This is a genomic window from Sphingomonas sp. SRS2, from assembly GCF_000971055.1.
Taxonomy (GTDB): Bacteria; Pseudomonadota; Alphaproteobacteria; order Sphingomonadales; family Sphingomonadaceae; genus Rhizorhabdus.
The window spans coordinates 14,033-33,629 of the sequence record NZ_LARW01000066.1 but is presented as its reverse complement, the minus strand read 5'-3'; the positions used below and the strand labels follow the sequence as shown (position 1 = coordinate 33,629).

At 62.6% G+C, this 19,597-nt stretch carries 17 protein-coding genes; all 17 read right to left on the bottom strand.

Going from position 1 to position 19,597, the window contains the following annotated elements; all coding sequences use genetic code 11:
* Positions 1-23 precede the first annotated feature (23 nt).
* Positions 24-1,292 carry an acyl-CoA dehydrogenase family protein gene (locus WP12_RS06810; protein WP_200894471.1) on the bottom strand — a complete coding sequence of 423 codons (1,269 nt, stop codon included), beginning with the start codon at positions 1,290-1,292 and terminating at the stop codon, positions 24-26.
* 251 nt (positions 1,293-1,543) lie between these two features.
* On the bottom strand, positions 1,544-2,776 hold the full coding sequence (locus tag WP12_RS06805; RefSeq protein WP_084691007.1) for an MFS transporter: 1,233 nt from the start codon (positions 2,774-2,776) through the stop codon (positions 1,544-1,546).
* Between the two features lie 166 nt (positions 2,777-2,942).
* Entirely contained in the window at positions 2,943-4,010 is a 1,068-nt protein-coding gene (locus WP12_RS06800) for a maleylacetate reductase (RefSeq protein WP_046192948.1), read from the bottom strand.
* 229 nt (positions 4,011-4,239) lie between these two features.
* Complete coding sequence (locus WP12_RS06795; protein WP_200894470.1) at positions 4,240-4,755, bottom strand: MarR family winged helix-turn-helix transcriptional regulator; 516 nt, start codon at positions 4,753-4,755, stop codon at positions 4,240-4,242.
* Between the two features lie 26 nt (positions 4,756-4,781).
* Entirely contained in the window at positions 4,782-5,087 is a 306-nt protein-coding gene (locus tag WP12_RS06790) for a 2Fe-2S iron-sulfur cluster-binding protein (protein WP_235399017.1), read from the bottom strand.
* Positions 5,088-5,193: 106 nt separating this feature from the next.
* A complete protein-coding gene (locus tag WP12_RS06785) occupies positions 5,194-6,414 on the bottom strand; it encodes a cytochrome P450 (protein ID WP_046192945.1) in 1,221 nt (406 codons plus the stop codon).
* A gap of 46 nt (positions 6,415-6,460) precedes the next feature.
* The gene (locus WP12_RS06780) at positions 6,461-7,855 is read right to left on the bottom strand and encodes a M24 family metallopeptidase (RefSeq protein WP_160299176.1); all 1,395 of its coding nucleotides are present in this window, start codon (positions 7,853-7,855) and stop codon (positions 6,461-6,463) included.
* A 56-nt stretch (positions 7,856-7,911) separates the two neighbouring features.
* Positions 7,912-9,387, bottom strand: coding sequence for an aldehyde dehydrogenase family protein (locus WP12_RS06775; protein WP_046192943.1), 1,476 nt, complete (start codon positions 9,385-9,387; stop codon positions 7,912-7,914).
* A 282-nt stretch (positions 9,388-9,669) separates the two neighbouring features.
* Positions 9,670-10,284 carry a 3-isopropylmalate dehydratase small subunit gene (gene leuD / locus WP12_RS06770; RefSeq protein WP_046192942.1) on the bottom strand — a complete coding sequence of 205 codons (615 nt, stop codon included), beginning with the start codon at positions 10,282-10,284 and terminating at the stop codon, positions 9,670-9,672.
* The gene (leuC, locus tag WP12_RS06765) at positions 10,284-11,699 is read right to left on the bottom strand and encodes a 3-isopropylmalate dehydratase large subunit (RefSeq protein ID WP_046192941.1); all 1,416 of its coding nucleotides are present in this window, start codon (positions 11,697-11,699) and stop codon (positions 10,284-10,286) included. The genes leuD and leuC overlap by 1 nt, the downstream gene beginning before the upstream one ends.
* Positions 11,696-12,616: a hydroxymethylglutaryl-CoA lyase gene (locus WP12_RS06760; RefSeq protein ID WP_046192940.1), complete on the bottom strand. Its 921-nt coding sequence runs from the start codon at positions 12,614-12,616 to the stop codon at positions 11,696-11,698. The genes leuC and WP12_RS06760 overlap by 4 nt, the downstream gene beginning before the upstream one ends.
* Complete coding sequence (locus WP12_RS06755) at positions 12,613-13,836, bottom strand: CaiB/BaiF CoA transferase family protein (RefSeq protein ID WP_046192939.1); 1,224 nt, start codon at positions 13,834-13,836, stop codon at positions 12,613-12,615. The genes WP12_RS06760 and WP12_RS06755 overlap by 4 nt, the downstream gene beginning before the upstream one ends.
* A complete protein-coding gene (locus tag WP12_RS06750; RefSeq protein ID WP_443027856.1) occupies positions 13,833-14,660 on the bottom strand; it encodes a kinase in 828 nt (275 codons plus the stop codon). The genes WP12_RS06755 and WP12_RS06750 overlap by 4 nt, the downstream gene beginning before the upstream one ends.
* Position 14,661: 1 nt before the next feature.
* A complete protein-coding gene (locus WP12_RS06745; RefSeq protein WP_046193087.1) occupies positions 14,662-15,636 on the bottom strand; it encodes a 2-hydroxyacid dehydrogenase in 975 nt (324 codons plus the stop codon).
* Positions 15,637-15,649: 13 nt separating this feature from the next.
* A complete protein-coding gene (locus WP12_RS06740) occupies positions 15,650-17,044 on the bottom strand; it encodes an aromatic ring-hydroxylating oxygenase subunit alpha (RefSeq protein WP_160299174.1) in 1,395 nt (464 codons plus the stop codon).
* A 128-nt stretch (positions 17,045-17,172) separates the two neighbouring features.
* Complete coding sequence (locus tag WP12_RS06735; protein WP_046192937.1) at positions 17,173-18,204, bottom strand: aromatic ring-hydroxylating dioxygenase subunit alpha; 1,032 nt, start codon at positions 18,202-18,204, stop codon at positions 17,173-17,175.
* Positions 18,205-18,265: 61 nt separating this feature from the next.
* On the bottom strand, positions 18,266-19,519 hold the full coding sequence (locus tag WP12_RS06730; RefSeq protein WP_084691003.1) for a 3-hydroxybenzoate 6-monooxygenase: 1,254 nt from the start codon (positions 19,517-19,519) through the stop codon (positions 18,266-18,268).
* Positions 19,520-19,597: the final 78 nt, after the last annotated feature.

Below are 19,597 nucleotides of genomic sequence, written 5' to 3'. Positions count from 1 at the left end.
CGCAACCGGCGCCGCCGGCCGCATCAAAAAGGTTGAACAGGTTCCTCGAGGCCGAGCAGGATACGGCCGTAGATCAGGTCGGCGATCTCCGGCATCACGAAAGCATGTCGGCCCGCTATCTCGCTATCGCGCCAGATCCGCTGGATCGGATTGACGTCCGCAAAGCTGCTGGCGCCGTTGAAGCTGAGCAGGCGATTGATGGCGGTCCGGCAAAGCCTGGCGGTCTGGCCCGTATCCATCCGGATGCGGGCGCGTGTCAGCCGATCGAGCTTCTCGCGACGTGATGCCGCCTTGTCGATGTCGGCGGCGGCGCGGGCGAGCAGAAGATAGGCCTGATCGGCTTCGCTGGCCGCCTGCGCAATCGCGATCTGATGCGCGGGCGACTGCCGCGCCTGGGCGTATATCGTGTAGGCGACATTCTTCGCCGCGCCTTTTTCACGGCTCAGGTCGAGCGCCGCCCTTACCAGTCCCAATTGCGCACCGCACAGGACGAGCGCGGCCACCGGTATGAACGAGGCATAGTCGCTCGCCTCGTCCGACGCTTCCCGCAGATAATCCTCGTCGCCCATCCTTTCGAACAGCTGGATGCGGTGATCAGGAACGAAGACGTTGTTGGCCACCAGCGTATTGCTGGCCGAGGCCCGCATACCAGCGACAAACCAGCTGTCCTTGAGAGAGAGATCCGCCATCGGAATCAGGCCGAGGCCGAGGATGGGCGAACCATCGGCATTTTCGCCGACCTTCACGCCCAGCACTGCCCAATCGGCGTGCGCGGACCCGGACGCATAAGGCCATTCCCCGGTCACGCGGACGCCGCCGCTTACCTTGTCGTAGATCCGTTCCGAAATCTGGGGCGGCGTGAATATGCCGCAGACCCGGGAAAGCTTGCCGCCGCCGAACACATCGGCCTGCGCCTGCTCCGAAAACAGCGTCGCGAACCAGGTGCAGACGTTCAGCAGCGCGGACGCCCATGCAGTGCCGCCATCGGCATAGCCGATCTCTGCCACCGCATCGATGAAGGTGCGGAAATTCGCGCCCTTGCCGCCCAGCCGCTTCGGAACGGCGATGTGCAGCAAGCCCTGCGCGTGAAGTATGTCCATCACGGTGTCGCTTGCACGACGGTTGGCGTCGCCATCGCTGGCATGTTCACGGATGAGCGGCTGGAGCGCACGCGCGCTGGCGACGATCTCGTGGTCCGGCCCCGGTGCATCGAAGAAGGAATCCATGCAGCCGGTGGCGGAACCGCCGCCCCCTTCCGATATGCTTTCAACCGTGTTTGACGGGGTAGCCAAGTGCAGATCCTCTCCAGCGAGCGGTCAAGCCGCGTTGCGGGAGGCATTGCAGGAGCCGTGCCAGTTCAACGGCAGAGGCGGAATTCCTTCAATGGATTGAAAAACAATGATTTATTCTTCAACTCGATTTTTGCCACTCCGACCGGCGGCCTAATCATGGCTAAATTAAACCAGTTTCAATTTTACTGGTTAAAATTAGCCATGATAGTGGTCACTGGCCGGCGGGCGAGACCGGACGAAGTCGGAGCCCGTCAAACCGGCGCGACATGCTTCTCCATCGATCTGGCGGCAATAGCGGACAGCAGGGCCGCCAGGAGCGCCGCCACCCCCGCGAGCGCGAACACCACCGTCTCCTGACCACTCCATGCGACGATCACTCCGCTGATACCCAGTGCGCTGAACTGACCGATGCGTCCCGCCGCGGTCATGAAGCCGACCGAGGTGGCCTGAAGGCCGGTTGTGCGGTGGAGGTCGTTGGCGAGCGAAATCGCCAGTGACTGGCCGCCCGCCGCGATCGTTGCCCCGATAATCGCCAGCAAGGCGATCATTGCCGCGTTGCCGCTCAGCAGCGACGCCCCCAGGCCGCACAGGCCGGCAGAGGCCCACGTCCATGTCCTGATCCGTGCCGATCGTCCGCGGGAAGCCAGGAAACCAAGGAGCAGCATTCCAACCACGGAACCGCCGTTAATGCCGGCGAAGGTCGCGGAGATCATGAAGGACGACGCCGCGAGATGGCTGAGCACCGTCGGCAGCCAGTACACCATGATCGATGTCGTGACGAAGCCGAAGAAGAACATGCCCGCGACGATGAACGTGCGAGCGGCGCGGCCATGGGTGAAGAGACCCGATATCCGCGGGCGCGCAGCCGCCCTGTCCATCCCACCCGAAGGGACGCCAGATGGCGTATCGCGAAAGACGAAATAGGTGCAGATGGCGACGGGAATGGGCAGCAGGCCGCCGACGATGAAGATCAGCCGCCAGCCATAGGTAGCCGCAAACACATAGTTGAACAGCGCAGCGAGGCACCCGCCAATGGCTATGCCCGACCAGACCAGCGCGACCGCGAACTCGCCCGGCGGCTTCTCACCGGGGCGATTGAGCAACGATGTCGCGATCGGACCCGCCGCGCCCAGCCCCATGCCGGCGATGGCTCGGTTGAGGATGATCTCGCCCGGACTGCCGACCAATGGCATCGTCAGGGCGGCCAGGGCGAAGAGCAGGATCGACACGAACAACAGCCGCAGCCGCCCGAACCTGTCCGCCAGCGTTCCTCCGACCAGGGCGCCGATGGTCATTCCGCCCATCGCACTGGCGAAGACGAGTCCCAAAGTCGCGGCTGGGATCTCGAGCTCGCGGGTGATCAGGGGCGCCATCAGGCTGAGGCTGAAAGAGTCGAACCCGTCCATAGTCATGATGACCGCTGCCGCCGCGACCCGCGCACGCGTTTTCCCCAAGGTGCCGACTTGCTGGCTCACGTCGCTCATCGGCCCGATATCCGTCCGGATGGCGCGCGAATTTCGGCTGTCATCATAATCCCCTCGGCAGACAATTTTGCCAGCCTTATCGTATTGTGAATGTTTGGCGCAATGATATTGCCGATTTGATCATAATACGCATGAAAATGCCAACCACAGTGCGGGTGGGGCGGTGTTAGTTGCCTTGTGGCGGACCCCCCGCCCATGCAGCCGCGATCGACGCGCGTAGCGAAGCGCGATCGAGCGGCCGGGGATTGTAATAGGGATTGGCGAGTGCCCGATCGACAGCCTCATCAATGCCGCTTTCGGGCATTCCGATATCCTTCAGGCCGCGCGGCGCACCGAGCCGACCAGCGAGATCGAACAATTCCAATGCCGGATCGCTGGCGCCCAGCGCGCTGGCCAGAGCCGCTATCGCTCCGGGGACTGCCGGCGCGTTGTAGCGCAACGCATGCGGCAAGACGATCGTGTGCGTTTCCGCGTGAGGCAGGTTGAAAGAGCCGCCGAGCGTGTGACAAAGCTTGTGATGGAGCGACATGCCGACTGCGCCCAGGCAGGTGCCGCAAAGCCAGGCGCCATATTGAGCCTCGGATCGTGCGGCGAGATCCATGGGGTTGGCGACGATGCGCGGTAGCGCCCCGGCAAGCGAGCGAACCCCGGCCGCGGCCATCATGTCGATGATCGGATTGCCGTTCATCGCGTAGAGCGCCTCGACCGCATGGGCGATCGCGTTGATGCCGCTTGTCGCCGACATGCGTTCGGGAAGACCCAGGGTCATGTCGACGTCGTAGATCACGACCTCTGGCAGCACCTTGAGATTGGTCTGCGTAACCTTCTGGCCATCCCTGGTTTCGCCAAGCACCGGTGTGACCTCCGATCCGGCATAGGTCGTCGGCACGACGATCTGCGGCAGATCCGTGCGTAACGCTATCGCCTTGCCGAGGCCGATCGTGGAACCTCCGCCAACAGCGACGATCCCGTCAATGCCAAGGTCCTTCGCGACGGCGAGCGCCTGGTCCGTCACCTCCACCGGCGTGTGCATGACCGCGCCGGTGAAGGTGCCGGCGGAACGGGAACCAAGCCGGCCTGCGATATCTAGAGCGGACGCCGCCTGCTCGGGCGTGGAAAGCACGAGCGCGCGGCATATGCCTATCCTGTCCGCTTCATCCGCTAGGGTGGCCAGCTTGCCCCGCCCGAATATGATCCGTGACGGGTTTGCTGAATAAACGAACGCGTCGCGCATATGTACCTCGGCTGTTATCCGGGATGATCTCGGAGATGATCGAAAGGCTGCGGCCATATCATCGTCAGTGGTTTGACTATGGCAACGTTGTCACCAGTACAATGGTGCGGCCTCCTTCGCCCAGCGCGTCGCTCCAGATTGGCGCAACTCGTCAATGTCTTGGCGCTTCTGGCTGTTCCCAGAATATACTTGTTCGGGGATGGCCGTTACTACCCGTGCACATCCAAGTTCACCGGCGAAGATCTGCCACCAGATTATCTTCGCTATCTTCCGGTTGGGCAGCGTTTCCACCCACCAGTTTCGCGAGCAGGGCGATGAAGTGCGCACGCTCGTCTTCCTGCAGGCGATCCAATATCCGTGCCTGGACAGCTTCGACCCGCTGTTCGCTCACGAACAGCAGTGCTTTTCCGGCGGCGGTGAGCCGCAGCAGCTTCACCCGGCCATCGGATTCGCTGACGGTGCGCTTCAACAGGCCTTTTCTTTCGAGTCTCAGGACGACATCACCGATAGTCGCCTTGTCGAAATCGATGATTTCGGCGAGCCTTGTGACATCTAGCTTGCCATATTCGGCGATCGCGATGAGCGCGACATGCTGGACCGAGGTCAGCTCCGTCTCCGCCATTTCCTCAGCGAAGATCGCCATCGAAATCTGGTTCGCTCGCCTGAGCAGGTGCCCGGGAAACGTTCTCACGTGGCTCATTTTCATGTCGCAGGATACGTAGCGTCGTCTCGCCGGCTTGGGCAAGCCGGAAAAGCCGGCCGCAGCTATCGTCAGCCCTGCGTTTGGGGGATGCGGACGACCAGACCATCGAGCGCCTGCGACAACAGAATACGGCATGACAGCCTGCTGCTGGGCAGTATCTCGGCCATCGCGCCCTCCAGAAGGTCCGCTTCGTCGGCGCACGCCGGCCCGACCGCATCGACCCATTCGTCGCCCACATAGCAATGGCAGGTGCCGCACATCATGCCCCCGCCACATTCGCCCAGGATTCCTTCGACTTCCTGCATGAGCGCCACATGCATCACGCTGTCGCCGGCTTCAGCGCGGACCTGTACCACGCGCTGATCCGCCAGCAAGAAATTGACCCTTATCATCCGCGCTACCTTCTCCCGATCCGGATGCGCCAGCGCGCCGTAGTCTGCGTGACGGCCGTGCGACAGATTTGCATCTGTCGGCCGTCCGTCACCAGACGACCGGCAGCCCCACCGTAGCGCGGAAGAACCAGCCGGACACAGTCGGATCGGCATCCTTGTCCTGAGCAAGGCCGGGGAAGGCCGCGAACAGCTCCTCAAGTGCGATGCGCTGCACGGCGCTGCCGAAATAGCGCCCCGCGCAGGAATGCGCGCCCATGTTGAAGGCGATGTGCGACTTCGGCGGCCGCCGGAGGTCGTAGACGTCGCCATCGGGAAACTGCTCAGGATCCCGGTTCGCCGATGCCATCGACCCCGCGACGATCGCCCCTTCGGGAATCAGGACGCCGCCCACTTCGGTATCCTTCATCACCCGACGGGTGAACACGCCGATCGGCGATATCCAGCGATATCCTTCATGATTGGCGAGTTCGATCAGACTCCAGTCCGCGCGCACCTCTTCGAATTGATCCGGCCGGGAGAAAAGCCCGAGCAGCGTATTCGCCGCACCATGACCCGGCTCCTGCATTCCGCCCAGGATCGTCACGAACAGCGTGGGATAGATGAAGTCGTTAGACCGCGGCTGCCCCGGCGGCGTCGCCTCGTTGACCCAATGCGACAGCCCTGAATCATCGGGTGTCCGCCGCACCCGATCGAGGATCGGATCCACGGTCGCGCGGATCTCCGCCTTGATGACATCGGCATGTTGCTGGGCCTCAGGAGCCAGGAAATTGCCGTGCTCGTCCATGCCCTTGTTGACCAGCGCGGTGCCGAGCCCGTGGAACCAGCGCATGAGCTGAGCGGAGGGCACATCCCGCAGGCCCAGATAATCGCCCAGCGCGCGGACGCTTACCGGTTCGAGATATTCGGCGACGATATCGGCCTTGCGCCTGCTCTTCAGCGATTCCAGCAATCGCCGCGCGGTTGGCCTGACCAGATCGTCGACATATGTCGAAACCTTGTTCTTGCGCAGATGCGGATCGACGAACGAACGGATCTCGGCATGGACCGCGCCTTCAGCCGACAGGACGTTGTTCTCGCCGAACAACCGCATATGAGCGGGATCGCACGCGCCATGGAAACTCTTCCTGTCCATGGCGACGGCGCGCACTTCGCGCCAGCGGGTCACCATCCACATCTGCATGGACGGAACCCACGCGACCGGCGCCTCCTCCCGCAGCCGAGCCCAATACGGGTAGGGGTCGTCCGTCAACGCGCGTTCGAACTCGACCGGGTCAATCTCGCTCAGCCATTTGGGTGTATGTTGACTCATCGACAATTTCTCCCCTCGGCCCGATCCCGGCGGGCAACGCCACATCTTATAATTCGATGATTTCCGCGGGCCTGTTGCCCAGCCGCTGCGCGCCGTCCTTGGTCACCTTGACGGTGTCGCCCCAGTAGATGCGTTTCTGGTGATCAGGCGTGCTGATCATCGGCTTGACGATGAAGGTGGCGTTCTCTTCGATCGGCCAATCGCGCATCAGCTCGTTCCGCGCGGCATAGATCGCGATCGGCGAATCGTCCCCCAAGCCGCGGGCATGCATCAACAGGCGGCATTGGAGTTCATCGTTCGTGAAAGCCGACGCGGCCTCGACGATGTCGCCGACGGTAGAGCCCGGCCGGAGCTTGGCGTAGCAAGCCGCCACCGCTTCCTGCTGACGGGCGAACATCCGGTGATATTCCGCCGGCGCCTTCCCGACGAAAATGGGCTGGGTGTTCTGCGCGCAATATCCGCCCCACCGGCCCTCGGCTTCGATGCAGATCATGTCGCCCGTCTGGAGCTTTCGCCGCGAGGGCAGATACTGGTTGGACGGCGGCTGCGGCCAGCCGGCGGACCACAGGATCATGGTCGGCGTTTCGCCGCCCGCCTCGATCATGCTGGCCAGCATGCGGGCGTAAACGATGTTCTCGGCAACACCCGGCCGGGCCTCGCGACGCAAGGTCTCGACGGCGCCCTCGACCAGCGCCGTGGCCGCACTCATGAACGCCAACTCCTCGTCGCTCTTCACGAAACGGGAGCGTTCCAGCAGCAGGTTGGCATTGACGATTTCCGCTTTCGGAAAGGCTTCCTGCAAACGTCGAAAAATGCCGAGCGACGTGATGCCCTCGGGAAAGCGCGTGTTGTCCGTCAGGCCGGTGACGCCGATCCGCGCCTCGGACAGCGACAATTCCTTCATCCGCTCGATCGCGCCACCGACATAGCCCCATCCCGCACTGACCGGACGAATGTCGTGAACCCAATCCTGCCGCGCCTGCCAATAGCGCACGTCCATGTCCGGGTTGGTCACGGCCGTGACATCGCCTTCCAGCGGGAACACCGCGGCGATCTGGGCGCAATTGCCGCCGATCCCGGTAAGATAGCGGACATTGGCCTGGAACTGGTCCCAAAAGCCGGTGTTGGGCGGCACGAAGATCGCATCGAGCCGCTCCTCACGCATCATGGCGCGGACCCGGGCCCATCGGCGGGTTCGTTCCTCCAGCGAGAAGCGCGGCACATCGGCCACCAGATCACTTTGCATATCGGCCATCCCAGAAAATATACCGGCGATCGCTGCGCATAGTGGATGCGCCGGGGTTGTTGTTGCTTGCGACGACCGACCAGCCAATCCGCTGGATCCGGTGCCAGGCATGGACGACAAATGCGGTCCGGTCGCGATGCGAACTCGTTGCCCGCCCGCCGCCCGAGCACCGCGCGCAGGCCGCGCCTCTTCCAAAACTTCTTGAAAAAGGGGCGACCCGCTAGCGCGCTGTGCTTAAGCGGCGACGATGGTCAGTAGAGGCGGGCAACCACCGACTTCGTCTCCAGGAAGGCGTCAACGCCCATGGCACCACCTTCGCGGCCCCAGCCCGACTCCTTGTACCCGCCAAAGGGCATCCAGAAGTCCGTCGGACGATGGGCGTTGATCCAGAAAGTGCCGGCCTTCACAGACCGCGCGACGATGTGCGCCTTCGCAAACGACGTCGTGTAGACCGCGCCGGCCAGCCCGTAGCGGGAATTGTTCGCTTCCTTGATGGCCCAATCGAGGTCATCAAATGGCAGTGCCGACAGTACCGGACCGAAGATTTCCTCCCGCACCACCTTCGAATCAGCTGGGACATTTGAAAGGATGGTAGGCTCGATGAAGAAGCCGGTATCGCCACGCCGCTTGCCGCCGGTGGCGATTTCACCCCCTTCGGAGACCCCGCTGTCGATATACCCCATGATGCGATCGAACTGCCGCTGGGAAATCACGGGCCCCATCTGAACACCCTGGTCGAGACCATTGCCGACGACCATCTTCGATGCTGCGTCAGAGAGCGCCTGGATGAGTTTGTCGTAGATGCCACGCTGTGCGTACAGCCGCGATCCCGCGATACAGGCCTGGCCCGAATTGGCCATGATCCCCCCGAGAATACCGGGAACGGTCAGGGACAGATCCGCATCGTCGAGCACAATCACCGGAGACTTCCCGCCAAGTTCAAGCGAAAGCCGCTTGAAATTGCCTGCCGATGCCTGGATCAGCTTTCGGCCGGTGGCCGTCGAACCCGTAAAACTGACCTTATCGATGTCCGGATGTTCGGCCAGCGCCTGACCGACGACTGGACCAAGGCCAGTAACGACGTTGATGACGCCTGGCGGAACGCCGGCTTCGAGACAGATGCGCGCCAGGTTAAGCGTGTTAAGCGACGTGTCTTCGGCGGGCTTCAGGATCACACTGCAGCCGGCCGCAAGTGCCGGCGCCAGCTTGTGGCACGCCAGCATGAACGGGCCATTCCAGGGAATGATCAGCGCCGCAACGCCCACCGGCTCCTTGAGCGTGTAAGCGTGATAGGCTGGGCCGGCAGCGATTTCACCCGTCTGGCCGTGAACCTTGCCGATCCAGCCTCCGAAATACCGAAACTCCTGTGCACCATTGCCGATGGTTCCGCGCGCGCCCATGAGGGGCATGCCGTTCTCACGGGTTTCATTGACAATCAGCTCTTCCATCGCCGCTTCGATACGGTCAGCGATGTCGAACATGATTTTGGCCCGCTGGGGATAAGGCATATCGATCCAGCGCCGGTCTTCGAACGATGCCCGCGCGGCGCGCACGGCGGCGTCCACATCCGCTGCGGTGCCAGCGCTGACATCACCAACGGTCTCGCCCGTCGCCGGATTGACACTGGGGAAGCTCTCGCCCGACTGCGAACCTACCCACTTACCGTCAATCAATATGGTTGCCGCCTGACTGCTGGCCGCTGGCTTTTCCATGGCTTCGACGTCCATAAAGATTCTCCTATTGATTGGTCATAATTTGATCATCGGCGGGAAGGGCTTTGGCAACGAGCCTGCCTGGCTTCTTCACCTGGCCAGCGCCTGGCATTTATCTAGGCGGCAAGCGGCGTTCCGGCAGTAACTGAAGGCGCCAATACGGCTGCAATTTGCGCCAAAGCCCCGAACGAGTGCTGATTAGGGCCACCGATCAACTGCAGCGCGTATCGGGGACGGGTACATTCCTGGATCCCCCCGCCGCTCCTGCCGGTATGCGGCGTTTCAGCGATCTGCAGATCAGGGCAATTCGGCGGGAATGGGTTTCAACCACGGCTGCGCCTCGGCGGACCGTTGCTCATGTCGCGTCATGTCTTCGACATGGGCCAGCGACAGTTCAATGTCGTCGGTGCCATGTAGCAAACGCTGACGCCGCTGAGGGTCGACCGAGAAGGGCAGGCGCTGGCCTTTGGCGCGCGTGATCATTTGATCTTCCAGATCGACTTTCATCATCGCCGTGGCGGGATCCTTTGCCTCGGACAGGAGCAATTTCACCTCGCCCTCATCGAGCTCGATGGGAAGGATCCCCGTCTTGAAGCAATTGCCCTGGAAAATTTCCGCAAAACTTGGTGCAATGATGCATTTTATGCCGAAATCCATCAGCGCCCATGGTGCATGCTCACGGCTGGATCCACAGCCGAAATTATGCAGAGCGATCAGAATACCGGCGCGGTCCCAGGGAGATTTGTTCAGCACAAAATCAGGCTGCTCAACGCGCATGTTATAGAACAGCGCCTTCGACAAGCCGTTGCGCTTTACCGTCTTCAGGAATGCGGCCGGAAACAGCATATCGGTATCGATATCCGCGATCTCCAACGGGGCCGCGATTTCAGTGATCGAGAGAAAGGGCTCCATTACGCTAATTCTCTTACGTCGGAGAGGCAGCCGTTGATGGCGGCGGCGGCGGCCATTGTCGGCGAAACGAGGTGGGTTCGACCACCGACACCCTGCCGTCCTTCAAAATTACGGTTCGACGTGGATGCGCAACGTTGCCCAGGCTCCAGCCTGTCGGGATTGAGGCCGAGACACATCGAACAGCCGGAATCCCGCCATTCAAATCCTGCTTCCAAGAATATGCGATCGAGGCCCTCTGCTTCCCCTTGCGCTTTCACGCTTCCCGATCCTGGAACGACAAGCGCGCGGACATGATCGGCTACTTTCCGCCCCCGCGCGATCGATGCCGCCGCGCGCAAGTCCTCGATCCGACTGTTCGTGCAAGATCCGATAAAGACGACATCGACCGGGATCCCCGCCAGTGGCATACCGGCCCTCAGACCCATATAGTCGAGCATGCGTGCGACCTGTTTCCGCCGGAGCGGGTCGGGTTCCTGGGCGGGGTCCGGCGCCGATCCGCCAATCGTCGTCACCGCCTCGGGCGTCGTCCCCCAGGTGACCATCGGCTCGATGGCTGAACCATCTATTTCGACCGTCCGGTCATAACGAGCGCCTTCATCGCTTCGCAGGCTGCTCCAATAGGCCTTTGCCGCCTCGAATTCCGCGCCTTGGGGGGCCAGCGGCTTATCGGCCAGAAACGCGAATGTCGTCTCATCGGGGCCGATGAGCCCCGTCCGTGCACCGGCTTCCACGGTCATGTTGCAGATCGTCATACGCGCGGCCATGTCGAGCCGCTCGATCACGTCTCCGGCATATTCAATTACATGGCCGGTACCCCCGCCCGTTCCGATTACCCCGATGATGTAGAGTATCACGTCCTTCGCCGTGACGCCTGGGCCGAGCTTTCCGTTCACACGGACGAGCATATTTCGCGACGGCTTCTGGATCAGCGTCTGAGTCGCCAACACATGCTCGACCTCGGACGTGCCAATGCCAAACGCCAGTGCGCCGAAAGCGCCGTGCGTAGAGGTGTGGCTGTCACCACATACGATCACGCTGCCGGGTAGCGTCAGCCCGAGTTCAGGACCTACGACATGGACAATTCCCTGCCTGGGATTCGTCAACGGCACATAGCGAACGCCGGTTTCCGCAGCATTGCGCTCGAGTGTCATCACCTGCAGCCGGCTGTCCGGATCCTTGATCGATGCGATCCCGCCCGCGCGTCCCTCCGTCGGAACATTATGATCAGCGACGGCAAGCGTCAGGTCGGGACGGCGCACCTTACGTCCGGCTGCGCGCAAGCCTTCGAAGGCCTGCGGGCTCGTAACCTCATAGACGAGGTGGCGGTCGACCTGGATAAGCCGTTCCTCATCACTCAGCGCGGCGACGACATGGCTGTCCCATATTTTCTGGTAAAGTGTTCGCGGGCTGCTCATGCGCTTAGTGCCGGAACGCATGCCTCGCCGCGCAACGCCGCGCGGACACGTCCCCCCGATGACGCACCCGGGATGCAAACTCCATCTTCGGCAACGTCTAGTAGCCGATTAAGATCGATGCCCGTCGAGACGCCCATCCGGTCGAATGTCCAGACGACATCCTCTGTCGCGACATTGCCGGTCGCGCCCGGCGCGAACGGACAGCCGCCCAAACCTGCGAAGGACGCATCGAAATTCCGCACGCCGACGGAAAAGGCGGCAAGTATATTTGCGACGCCAAGGCCATAGGTATCGTGACCGTGGAAAACCCAGCTCGGCCCGCTTGTGAAGCGAGCCATCACCTGAGCGAATAGTGCACTCACTTCGCCCGGCGTCGCTCTTCCGGTCGTATCACAGAGCGCGATCTCCGCATCGGGGCGAATGGCAACGAGCTGATCGAGCAGCGCGACCACTTCACTGGCCGCCACGCTGCCGTCGAACGGACAGTCAAAGGCAGTCGCAAGATTAAGCCGCAGGCTTGTCTCGTTCGGAAGATCGGCAACCAACCGCCGATATTCTTCAACCGAATCCTGCGGCGTGCGACGCACATTATTCATGTTGTGCTTTTCGCTTGCGGAAAGGACGAAGGCGATGTTCTCCGCGCCGGCTTCAATGGCTTTCTGACAATATCGCTGGCTGGGAACCAGGACCTGCACGTCGAGACCGGGCAAGGCTTTCGCCGCAGCAAGCACCTTGATCGCATCGGACAACTGCGGCACCGCCCGGTCGCTTACGAAGGCCGTCGCTTCCACGCGGCGGATGCCGGCATCATGAAGCCTGCGGATATAGTCGATTTTGATGGCCGTATCGATCAGCGGACCGATCGGCTGAAAACCATCACGCGGCCCCACTTCGATCAGGGTTGCGTCCGGGGTCATGATATCGCTCCTTGCACGCGCAATTCGGAGATTTCCTCGCCGCTCATCGCGAGCAGCCCTTGCAACACCTCATCAGTATGGGCGCCGATGGCCGGCCCCGCCCACCGGATGGCCGCCGGCTCGGCACCGCATCGGGGTACGACGCCGGGGTGGAGTATCGATCCGTCGAACTGTTCGTCATGGACGTCGATCACCATGCCGCGATCGCGATATTGCGGATCGGCGGCGATGTCCGCGGCGGTGTAGACCAACGAACTGGGAATATCCGCTTCGTTGAGCAGCCCGATGAGCGTTTCACGATCATGCTGGCGTGACCAGTTGGCAATCAGCTGATCGAGCTCTCCGCTGTGCTCGACGCGCTTCTGATTGCCGGTAAACCTTGGAACGCCCACCAGATCCGCCCGGCCGATCAGATGCATCAGCTTCGCGAACAGCGGTTCGGAGTTCGCGGCTATCAGCACGAAGCCGCCATCGGCACTGGGATAGGCGTTGGTCGGAGCCGCCGTCGCTATCCCACCGCCGGTGGGCTGGCGTATCTTTCCCAGCTTTCCATATTCGGGCAGCATCCCCTCCATCAGGCTTAGAACGCTCTCGGTGAGGGCTATGTCGATGGTCCGCGGCCTGCCGTCTCCGCCTGACCGGTCGCGCTGCCACAGTGCGGATACCAGCCCGAACGCGGCATAGAGCCCTGCTAGGGAATCTCCGATACTGACCCCGACCCGCACCGGCGGCAGATCGCTCACGCCAGGGGGCTGATCGGTCAGGTGGCGAAGGCCGCCAATGGCTTCTCCGATCACGCCGAATGCAGCCCGGTCGCGATAAGGTCCGGTCTGACCATAGCCGGAGATATGAGCGATGATCAGGTCGGGCCGCTCCCTGCGAAGCACATCCGGGCCAAGCCCGAGCTTGACGAGCTGGCCCGGGCGGAAATTCTCCACCACCGCGTCGCATTCGCGGACCAGCCTGAGGATCAGGTCCCTGACGCGAGGATCCTTCAGATTGCAGGCCACACTCCGCTTGTTGCGGCCGTGCAGTGACCACCAGAGCGACTTTCCGTCGATCTGATCGCCCCATTGCCGAACGGGATCGCCGGTAAGCGGCTCGATCTTGATCACGTCCGCACCCAGATCGGCCATCAGCCGGGTGGCGAAGGGCGCCGCCACAAAATGCCCGATTTCCAGCACCCTCAGGCCATGGAGGGGGGAACTGTCGCCGATCATGATAGTGGCTCCTGCTGCGCGACGGGTCGCCGCGCTTCGTCGAGACGGATTGTCAGATTGGCACGTCCCGGCATCTCGGCCAGGATATGCTGGGTGATGCGCTGGTAATGCTGGACGAACCGGTCGATGCCGGCATCGTCCATCGTGGCGTCCAGCCCCTTGCCCGCGGCCGGGAGCGATGCGCGCAGGCGGTGCTCCTGCTGCCTGCGCCAGCCCGCGACACAGTCGAAATTCGGGGCCGCAAGCAGGACCAGCCAGTCGATCCTGTCGAACAGCGGCCGATAGCTCCCGTCGAGGCAATCATTCACATAGCGCCGCCAGCGCCCGTCCGGATCATCGAGCCGCTCGAGGGCGTTGACCGGCTCGGCGAGCGCCGCCGCCGCCTGCGGCAGGGCACCGACGCACCAGCCTTCGAACAATAGCACCTCGACGGGGCCTTCGACGCGCTCCCAGGCACTTTCGGGCGCGCGGCTGTCGGCGGACTTGCTGAAGCGCGGCAGGATGCAGGTTCCGTCGCGACCACATGCCTCGATGGTCCGCCTGCCGAGATCGACGTCATGGGTTCCCGGTACGCCACGCGTGCGCAGCAGGGGGTGGGTCGCCGCCAATCGCTCCCTCTCCTGCCTGTCCAGATAGATGTCGTCGATCGACAGCGTCGCCGCCCTCAGCCCCGCTACGCGCAGGCGCTCGGCCAGGCCGGCGGCGATCGTGGACTTGCCCGACCCCTGCGCGCCGCAGATTCCGATGACGACCGGCCGCCCGGCGCGCGCCGCAAGCTGCGCATGGACATGGGGCCCGATCATGTCGATGGCCGGGCCCGCAATCTCAGGAGACACGATCGGGCAACTCCTTTCCGGCGAAGAAGCTATCGATATTCGCCACGACCCGCATACCCATTGCGACCCGTGTCTGTTCGACTGCGCTGCCCAGATGCGGAAGCAGGACGGCATTGGGCAGACGCAACAGGGCATGGGGGATGTTCGGCTCGCGCTCGAACACGTCGAGGCCCGCAGCCCAGATCGTTCCGGCGGCGAGGGCATCGGCCAGGGCGGCCTCGTCGACGATGCTGCCGCGCGCGGTGTTGATGAGGATCGCGCTGGGCTTCATGAGCTGGAGCAGCCGGCGGTTGACCAGATGACGGGTCGCCGGGCCGCCGTGGCAATGGAGCGAGAGCACATCGGCTTCGGCCGCCAGCGCATCGAGCGAAGCGACGTAGCGCGCACCGGTTTCCGCCTCGATCTCCGCGGGACGGCGCGTCCGGCTATGATAGAGAATCTTCATGCCGAAAGCCCTGGCGGCCCGGGTCGCGGTCGCCTGCCCTATGCGGCCGAGGCCGACGAGACCCAGGGTTTTCCCGCTGAGGCTCTGGCCCACAAGATGTGTCGGATGCCATCCCGACCACCGCCCCGCCCGCAACTCGCGCTCGCCCTCGCTCGCTCGCCGGCTGGCCATCATCATCAGCAGGATCGCCGTATCGGCGGTCGCATCCGTGGTGACGTCGGGCGTGTTGCTGACCATCAGCCGGGCCGCAGCAGCCGCCTTGAGATCGATATGATCGACCCCCGCGCCATAGCTGGCGACCAGCGTGACACGCGGGTTGGAAACCGAAAGCACGGAAGCGTCGATACGGTCGCACACGGTGGGGCACAGGACGTCGAACAGCGTCATCGCCTCTCGCAGCTGCGCCTCCGTCAGCGGCCGGTCGTCCGGATCGACGGTCACGTCGTAGCGCAATCGCATTTCCGCCTCGACGGGCGCCGGCCAACGTCGGGTGAGGAGCAATTTCGGTTGGCTTGCCATCATTTCCTCGCGGTCAGCTCGCTCCATCCGGGCCGGACCGGACGCGATCGGTGAATGACCGCGTCCGTCCTGTCGGCGCTCCCGCACGGAGATACTCGTCCGGGGCGGAGATCAGCGCCGGTGGGCGGTCGGAAGCCCGCCCCCCGCTGCTTGGCCGGCCGTCGATCGAAGCAGCAGGATGATCGATCGCCGCGTTCCCGCTACCGGGTCTCGGCGCCAACCGCAGGACCTGGGTCACCCGCAGGTGCTCCGGGATATTCTCGACGCCGATCTGCCGATCCAGCTCCTCTTCGAACCGATAGAGCGCCCGCTCCTGATAGCCCATGATCAGGTCCGTCGCGAAACCGCTTTCGCAGCTGCGCTGAAGCGTCCTGGTATAGCGCGTATCCTCGCCCACCACGACGTCGAAGCGTTCGCGAACGGCTTCCCAGTAATTGCCCTCGTCCTTGCCCGTGTCCCAGCCGAGCATACGGACCTCCATCACCGAACGATCCACACCCAGTGGCCAGAAGGACTGCAGCGCGAAACCGGCCGGATCGAGAGCCGCAAAGCTGTTCGGGAAAAGGCCCAGCGAAATCATATAGTCGTAATAGACCGGATCGATCCCCTCGGGCGCGAATGCCGCGTCGCCCACATAGACGGAGTTGCCGCCCTTTTTCTTGATCGCGTAGCTCACATGCGCGTTGCCGAGCAGCGACATGTGGAAGCTCTTAAGCGAGAAATGCGGCACCAGGCTTTGTGCATGGATGGCCGGCGCATGATAGAATTCCAGGAAGTTCTGATAGGCCAGCTTCCAGTTGCAATCCATTTCGATCCGAAAATGTCCGCGTGTCACGACAGTCTCGATCGGGAATCCTTCGGTCGACTTCGCGATTGGCGCCAGGAGTTCGCTGAGGGGCGCGGCATCCATGTCGCAGTTGATGAAGATCATGCCGCGCCACGACTCGCACCTTACCGGGATAAGGCCGAGCTTCGCCTTCTCGATACAGGCGAAATCATGCTCGCGCGGTACCGAGACGAGCTTGCCTTCATGCGAATAGCTCCAGGCATGATAGGGACAGACGAACCGCTTCGCCTTGCCCTGCGGCTTTTCGAGCAGCGCTGCGGCGCGATGCCGGCAGATATTGTGAAAGGCGCGAATGACGCCGTTGTCGCCGCGACTGATGATGATCGACAATCCGGCATTCTCGAACAGGATATAGGAGCCCGATTCCGGGATGTCCCCCTCCGTCCCGGCCAGCAGCCAGGAAGACTTCCAGAGGTGGCGGTTCTCTGCCTCCAGAAAGGCGGGATCGGTGTAGCGGCCGATCGGAACAGGGTGCAGTGCAGGGAAACCGGCCGGATAATCGTTCCGGGCAATTTCCTTCTCAGAGGCCCTGTCGGTGGCTTCGAGTGCGGCGCTCATCATATTCATCACTCCGTCCATAAGGGGATTCGCGGCATGGGCGTCAGGCCGCGGGCGAAACCCATTGTCGCCGGGTTGTCCGTTGCTCAGCTGCTGGTGAGGCTGATGCAAGTTGCTCAAAATGGTCGATCTCATCCCGCATGATCACGCTCGCTTTCCTGCTTGATGAGCTTTGCGAGTGTCCGGCGCGCCATCACGCCCGCCGCATCGCCGGGCAACAATGCTGGCTTCAACGAGAACAGATCATTGGTGCCCATCATCCGCTGCTGCGCCTCGATCATCGGCTTGTCCTCGAGCGTGAAGGCCGCAGTCGCGGATTCGTAGAGGTTCCGATCGAACTCCTCGTCGTTCAGCTGGAAGTCGCGTGCGTTCGCCCAGAAATAATGGGTCGAATCTTCGGTTTCAGGCGTCATCAGATGAACATTCTCGATCGCCGCACCGGCTTCGCGCGACGCGCCCACATCCGTCACGCCGACGGTCAGCATCATCAGCCCGGGCGGCTCCCACCGCACGTCGAGCCATGCATCCACCCGTCCCTCGCGTCGGAAGATATAGTTGATGACCGGGCTCTGCACCTCATTGGCCATCCAGCGATCGCATTCCACCCGGTCGCCGATCTGGCGGACGTCGGTCTTGGCGCGAACCGTGGCCTCGCATCCGAGCGTTCCCGCGTGCAGGAAATCAACATGGCCGAGATCCAGGATGTTGTCGGTCATCAGCTCATAGTTCGAGGCTGAATGAATATAGCCGCTCACATAGTTGAACCGCGGATCCTCCAGGAAATAATAATCGGGCAGCAGGGTCGGGTCCGCCCGGTCCGGATCACCCATCCAGATCCAGTATCCGCCGTAGCGCTCGATCAGCGGATAGACGGTCTGGCGGACGCTCCTGGGTGTGGCTCCATTGCCCTGGGGATTGAGCACACAGGCGCCTTCCCCATTATAGCGCAGGCCGTGATAGGGGCATTCGATCGCGTCATCGATGATCTTGCCCAGATGCAGAGGCGCGAAGCGATGGGAGCACCGGCCCGACAGCGCGACGACGTCTCCGGTCGAACGCCGAAAGAATACGATGTGCTCGCCAATGATCTGCCGGCCAAGCGGCTTATCCTGGATCTCATCCTTCCACGCCGCCATATACCAACAATTGCGAAGAAATGACATAACACATCCTCAAACCGTTATTATTATGTCGCCCATTATATTATATTTTCGTTGTTATACTTTATTCGGCTGCCAACGCTTTTTCAGAGCTCGAAGACGTTTCGCAGTCGCTGGAGGCAGCCTGGACTATGTCATCACCGAGGCAGCCAGGCCGGTAAAGCCAGTCCAGGATCTCATGCCACTCGGCCTGCGATTTGCGTCCCATGAGGTTGTTTCGCAGAGCCGCATGAGCGCCCGTTGCGTGCAGGACATGATCGCCCATCTCACGCGACAGCAGCACGATGCGCGCGGTACGGAGCAGGCGGCGTTCCTGATAGCGCTGAAGGGCGGCCGGGACATCGTCGGGCGCCTGCGCGATCTCCGAGGCCAGCACCGCGCCGTCCTCCATCGCCATGCAAGCGCCCTGGGCCATATATTGCATCGTGGGGTGCGCCGCATCGCCGAGGAGCGTGACGCGACCCTGCGTCCAGTTCATCAGCGGCGCGCGATCACACAGCACCCACTTGCGCCAGTCCCGGGCGATGGAGATGACCTGCCGGGGCAGCTCATGGACATCCTCGAACCCCAGCAGCACTTCGGCCGCATCCACCGGCACGCCGGAAACCGGCTCCGGCGCATGGTTATGGTAGGTGACGACCAGGTTGAACAGCTTCCAGCCCGACAATGGATAATGGACGATGTGGCATTTCGGACCGGCCCAAAGCGCCATATCGTTCCAGCGCAGCTGCTCGGGCATATCCTCGACCGGGATGACCGCGCGGTAGGTCGTATGGCCGGTCACGCGCGGCGCGCCGTCGTTTACCAGCTGGCTCCGGATGCTCGACCAGAGGCCATCGGCGCCGATGACGGCGCGACCCCGCACCCTGTCGCCCGAGGCCAGGATCGCGGCGGCTTCGCCCTCGCCCTGCTCATAGCCCACAACTTCCGCGTTGGTGCGAAACTCCACCAGCCCGCTGGCGCGGCAACCCTGGAGGATCAGGCTATGCAGTTCGGCCCTGTGGACGACGGCGTAAGGGTTCTGGAAACGCGCCAGAAATGCCTCGTCGATCGTCAGCTCGGTGATCTGCTCGGCTGAAATCGCGTCCATCAGACGGCACCGATCGATGAACACCGCGGTCTCGCGAACCGCTGCGCCGATTCCGAAAAAATCGAAGATGTGGAACGCGTTGGGGCCCAGCTGAATGCCGGCGCCGATCTCGGCGATCTGCGGCGCCCGCTCCAGCACGATAGACCGAACGCCGAATTTCGCCAGACCCAGCGCGGCGGACAACCCGCCGATGCCGCCGCCACAGATGATGACAGGACCGTTCGCCATACTCTCCCCTGAGTCTCTAATTATGGGAGCAGCATAGAGATAGAATGTATACTGTCAATATTTAGAAAGCGCGGAATA

Excerpts from the sequence above, each read along its gene's own strand:
- WP12_RS06805 (WP_084691007.1), bottom strand. The coding sequence starts at position 2,776 with ATGAGCGACGTGAGCCAGCAAGTCGGCACCTTGGGGAAAACGCGTGCG.
- WP12_RS06800 (WP_046192948.1), bottom strand. The coding sequence starts at position 4,010 with ATGCGCGACGCGTTCGTTTATTCAGCAAACCCGTCACGGATCATATTC.
- WP12_RS06785 (WP_046192945.1), bottom strand. The coding sequence starts at position 6,414 with ATGAGTCAACATACACCCAAATGGCTGAGCGAGATTGACCCGGTCGAG.
- WP12_RS06775 (WP_046192943.1), bottom strand. The coding sequence starts at position 9,387 with ATGGACGTCGAAGCCATGGAAAAGCCAGCGGCCAGCAGTCAGGCGGCA.
- leuD (WP_046192942.1), bottom strand. The coding sequence starts at position 10,284 with ATGGAGCCCTTTCTCTCGATCACTGAAATCGCGGCCCCGTTGGAGATC.
- leuC (WP_046192941.1), bottom strand. The coding sequence starts at position 11,699 with ATGAGCAGCCCGCGAACACTTTACCAGAAAATATGGGACAGCCATGTC.
- WP12_RS06760 (WP_046192940.1), bottom strand. The coding sequence starts at position 12,616 with ATGACCCCGGACGCAACCCTGATCGAAGTGGGGCCGCGTGATGGTTTT.
- WP12_RS06755 (WP_046192939.1), bottom strand. The coding sequence starts at position 13,836 with ATGATCGGCGACAGTTCCCCCCTCCATGGCCTGAGGGTGCTGGAAATC.
- WP12_RS06745 (WP_046193087.1), bottom strand. The coding sequence starts at position 15,636 with ATGGCAAGCCAACCGAAATTGCTCCTCACCCGACGTTGGCCGGCGCCC.
- WP12_RS06740 (WP_160299174.1), bottom strand. The coding sequence starts at position 17,044 with ATGATGAGCGCCGCACTCGAAGCCACCGACAGGGCCTCTGAGAAGGAA.
- WP12_RS06735 (WP_046192937.1), bottom strand. The coding sequence starts at position 18,204 with ATGTCATTTCTTCGCAATTGTTGGTATATGGCGGCGTGGAAGGATGAG.
- WP12_RS06730 (WP_084691003.1), bottom strand. The coding sequence starts at position 19,519 with ATGGCGAACGGTCCTGTCATCATCTGTGGCGGCGGCATCGGCGGGTTG.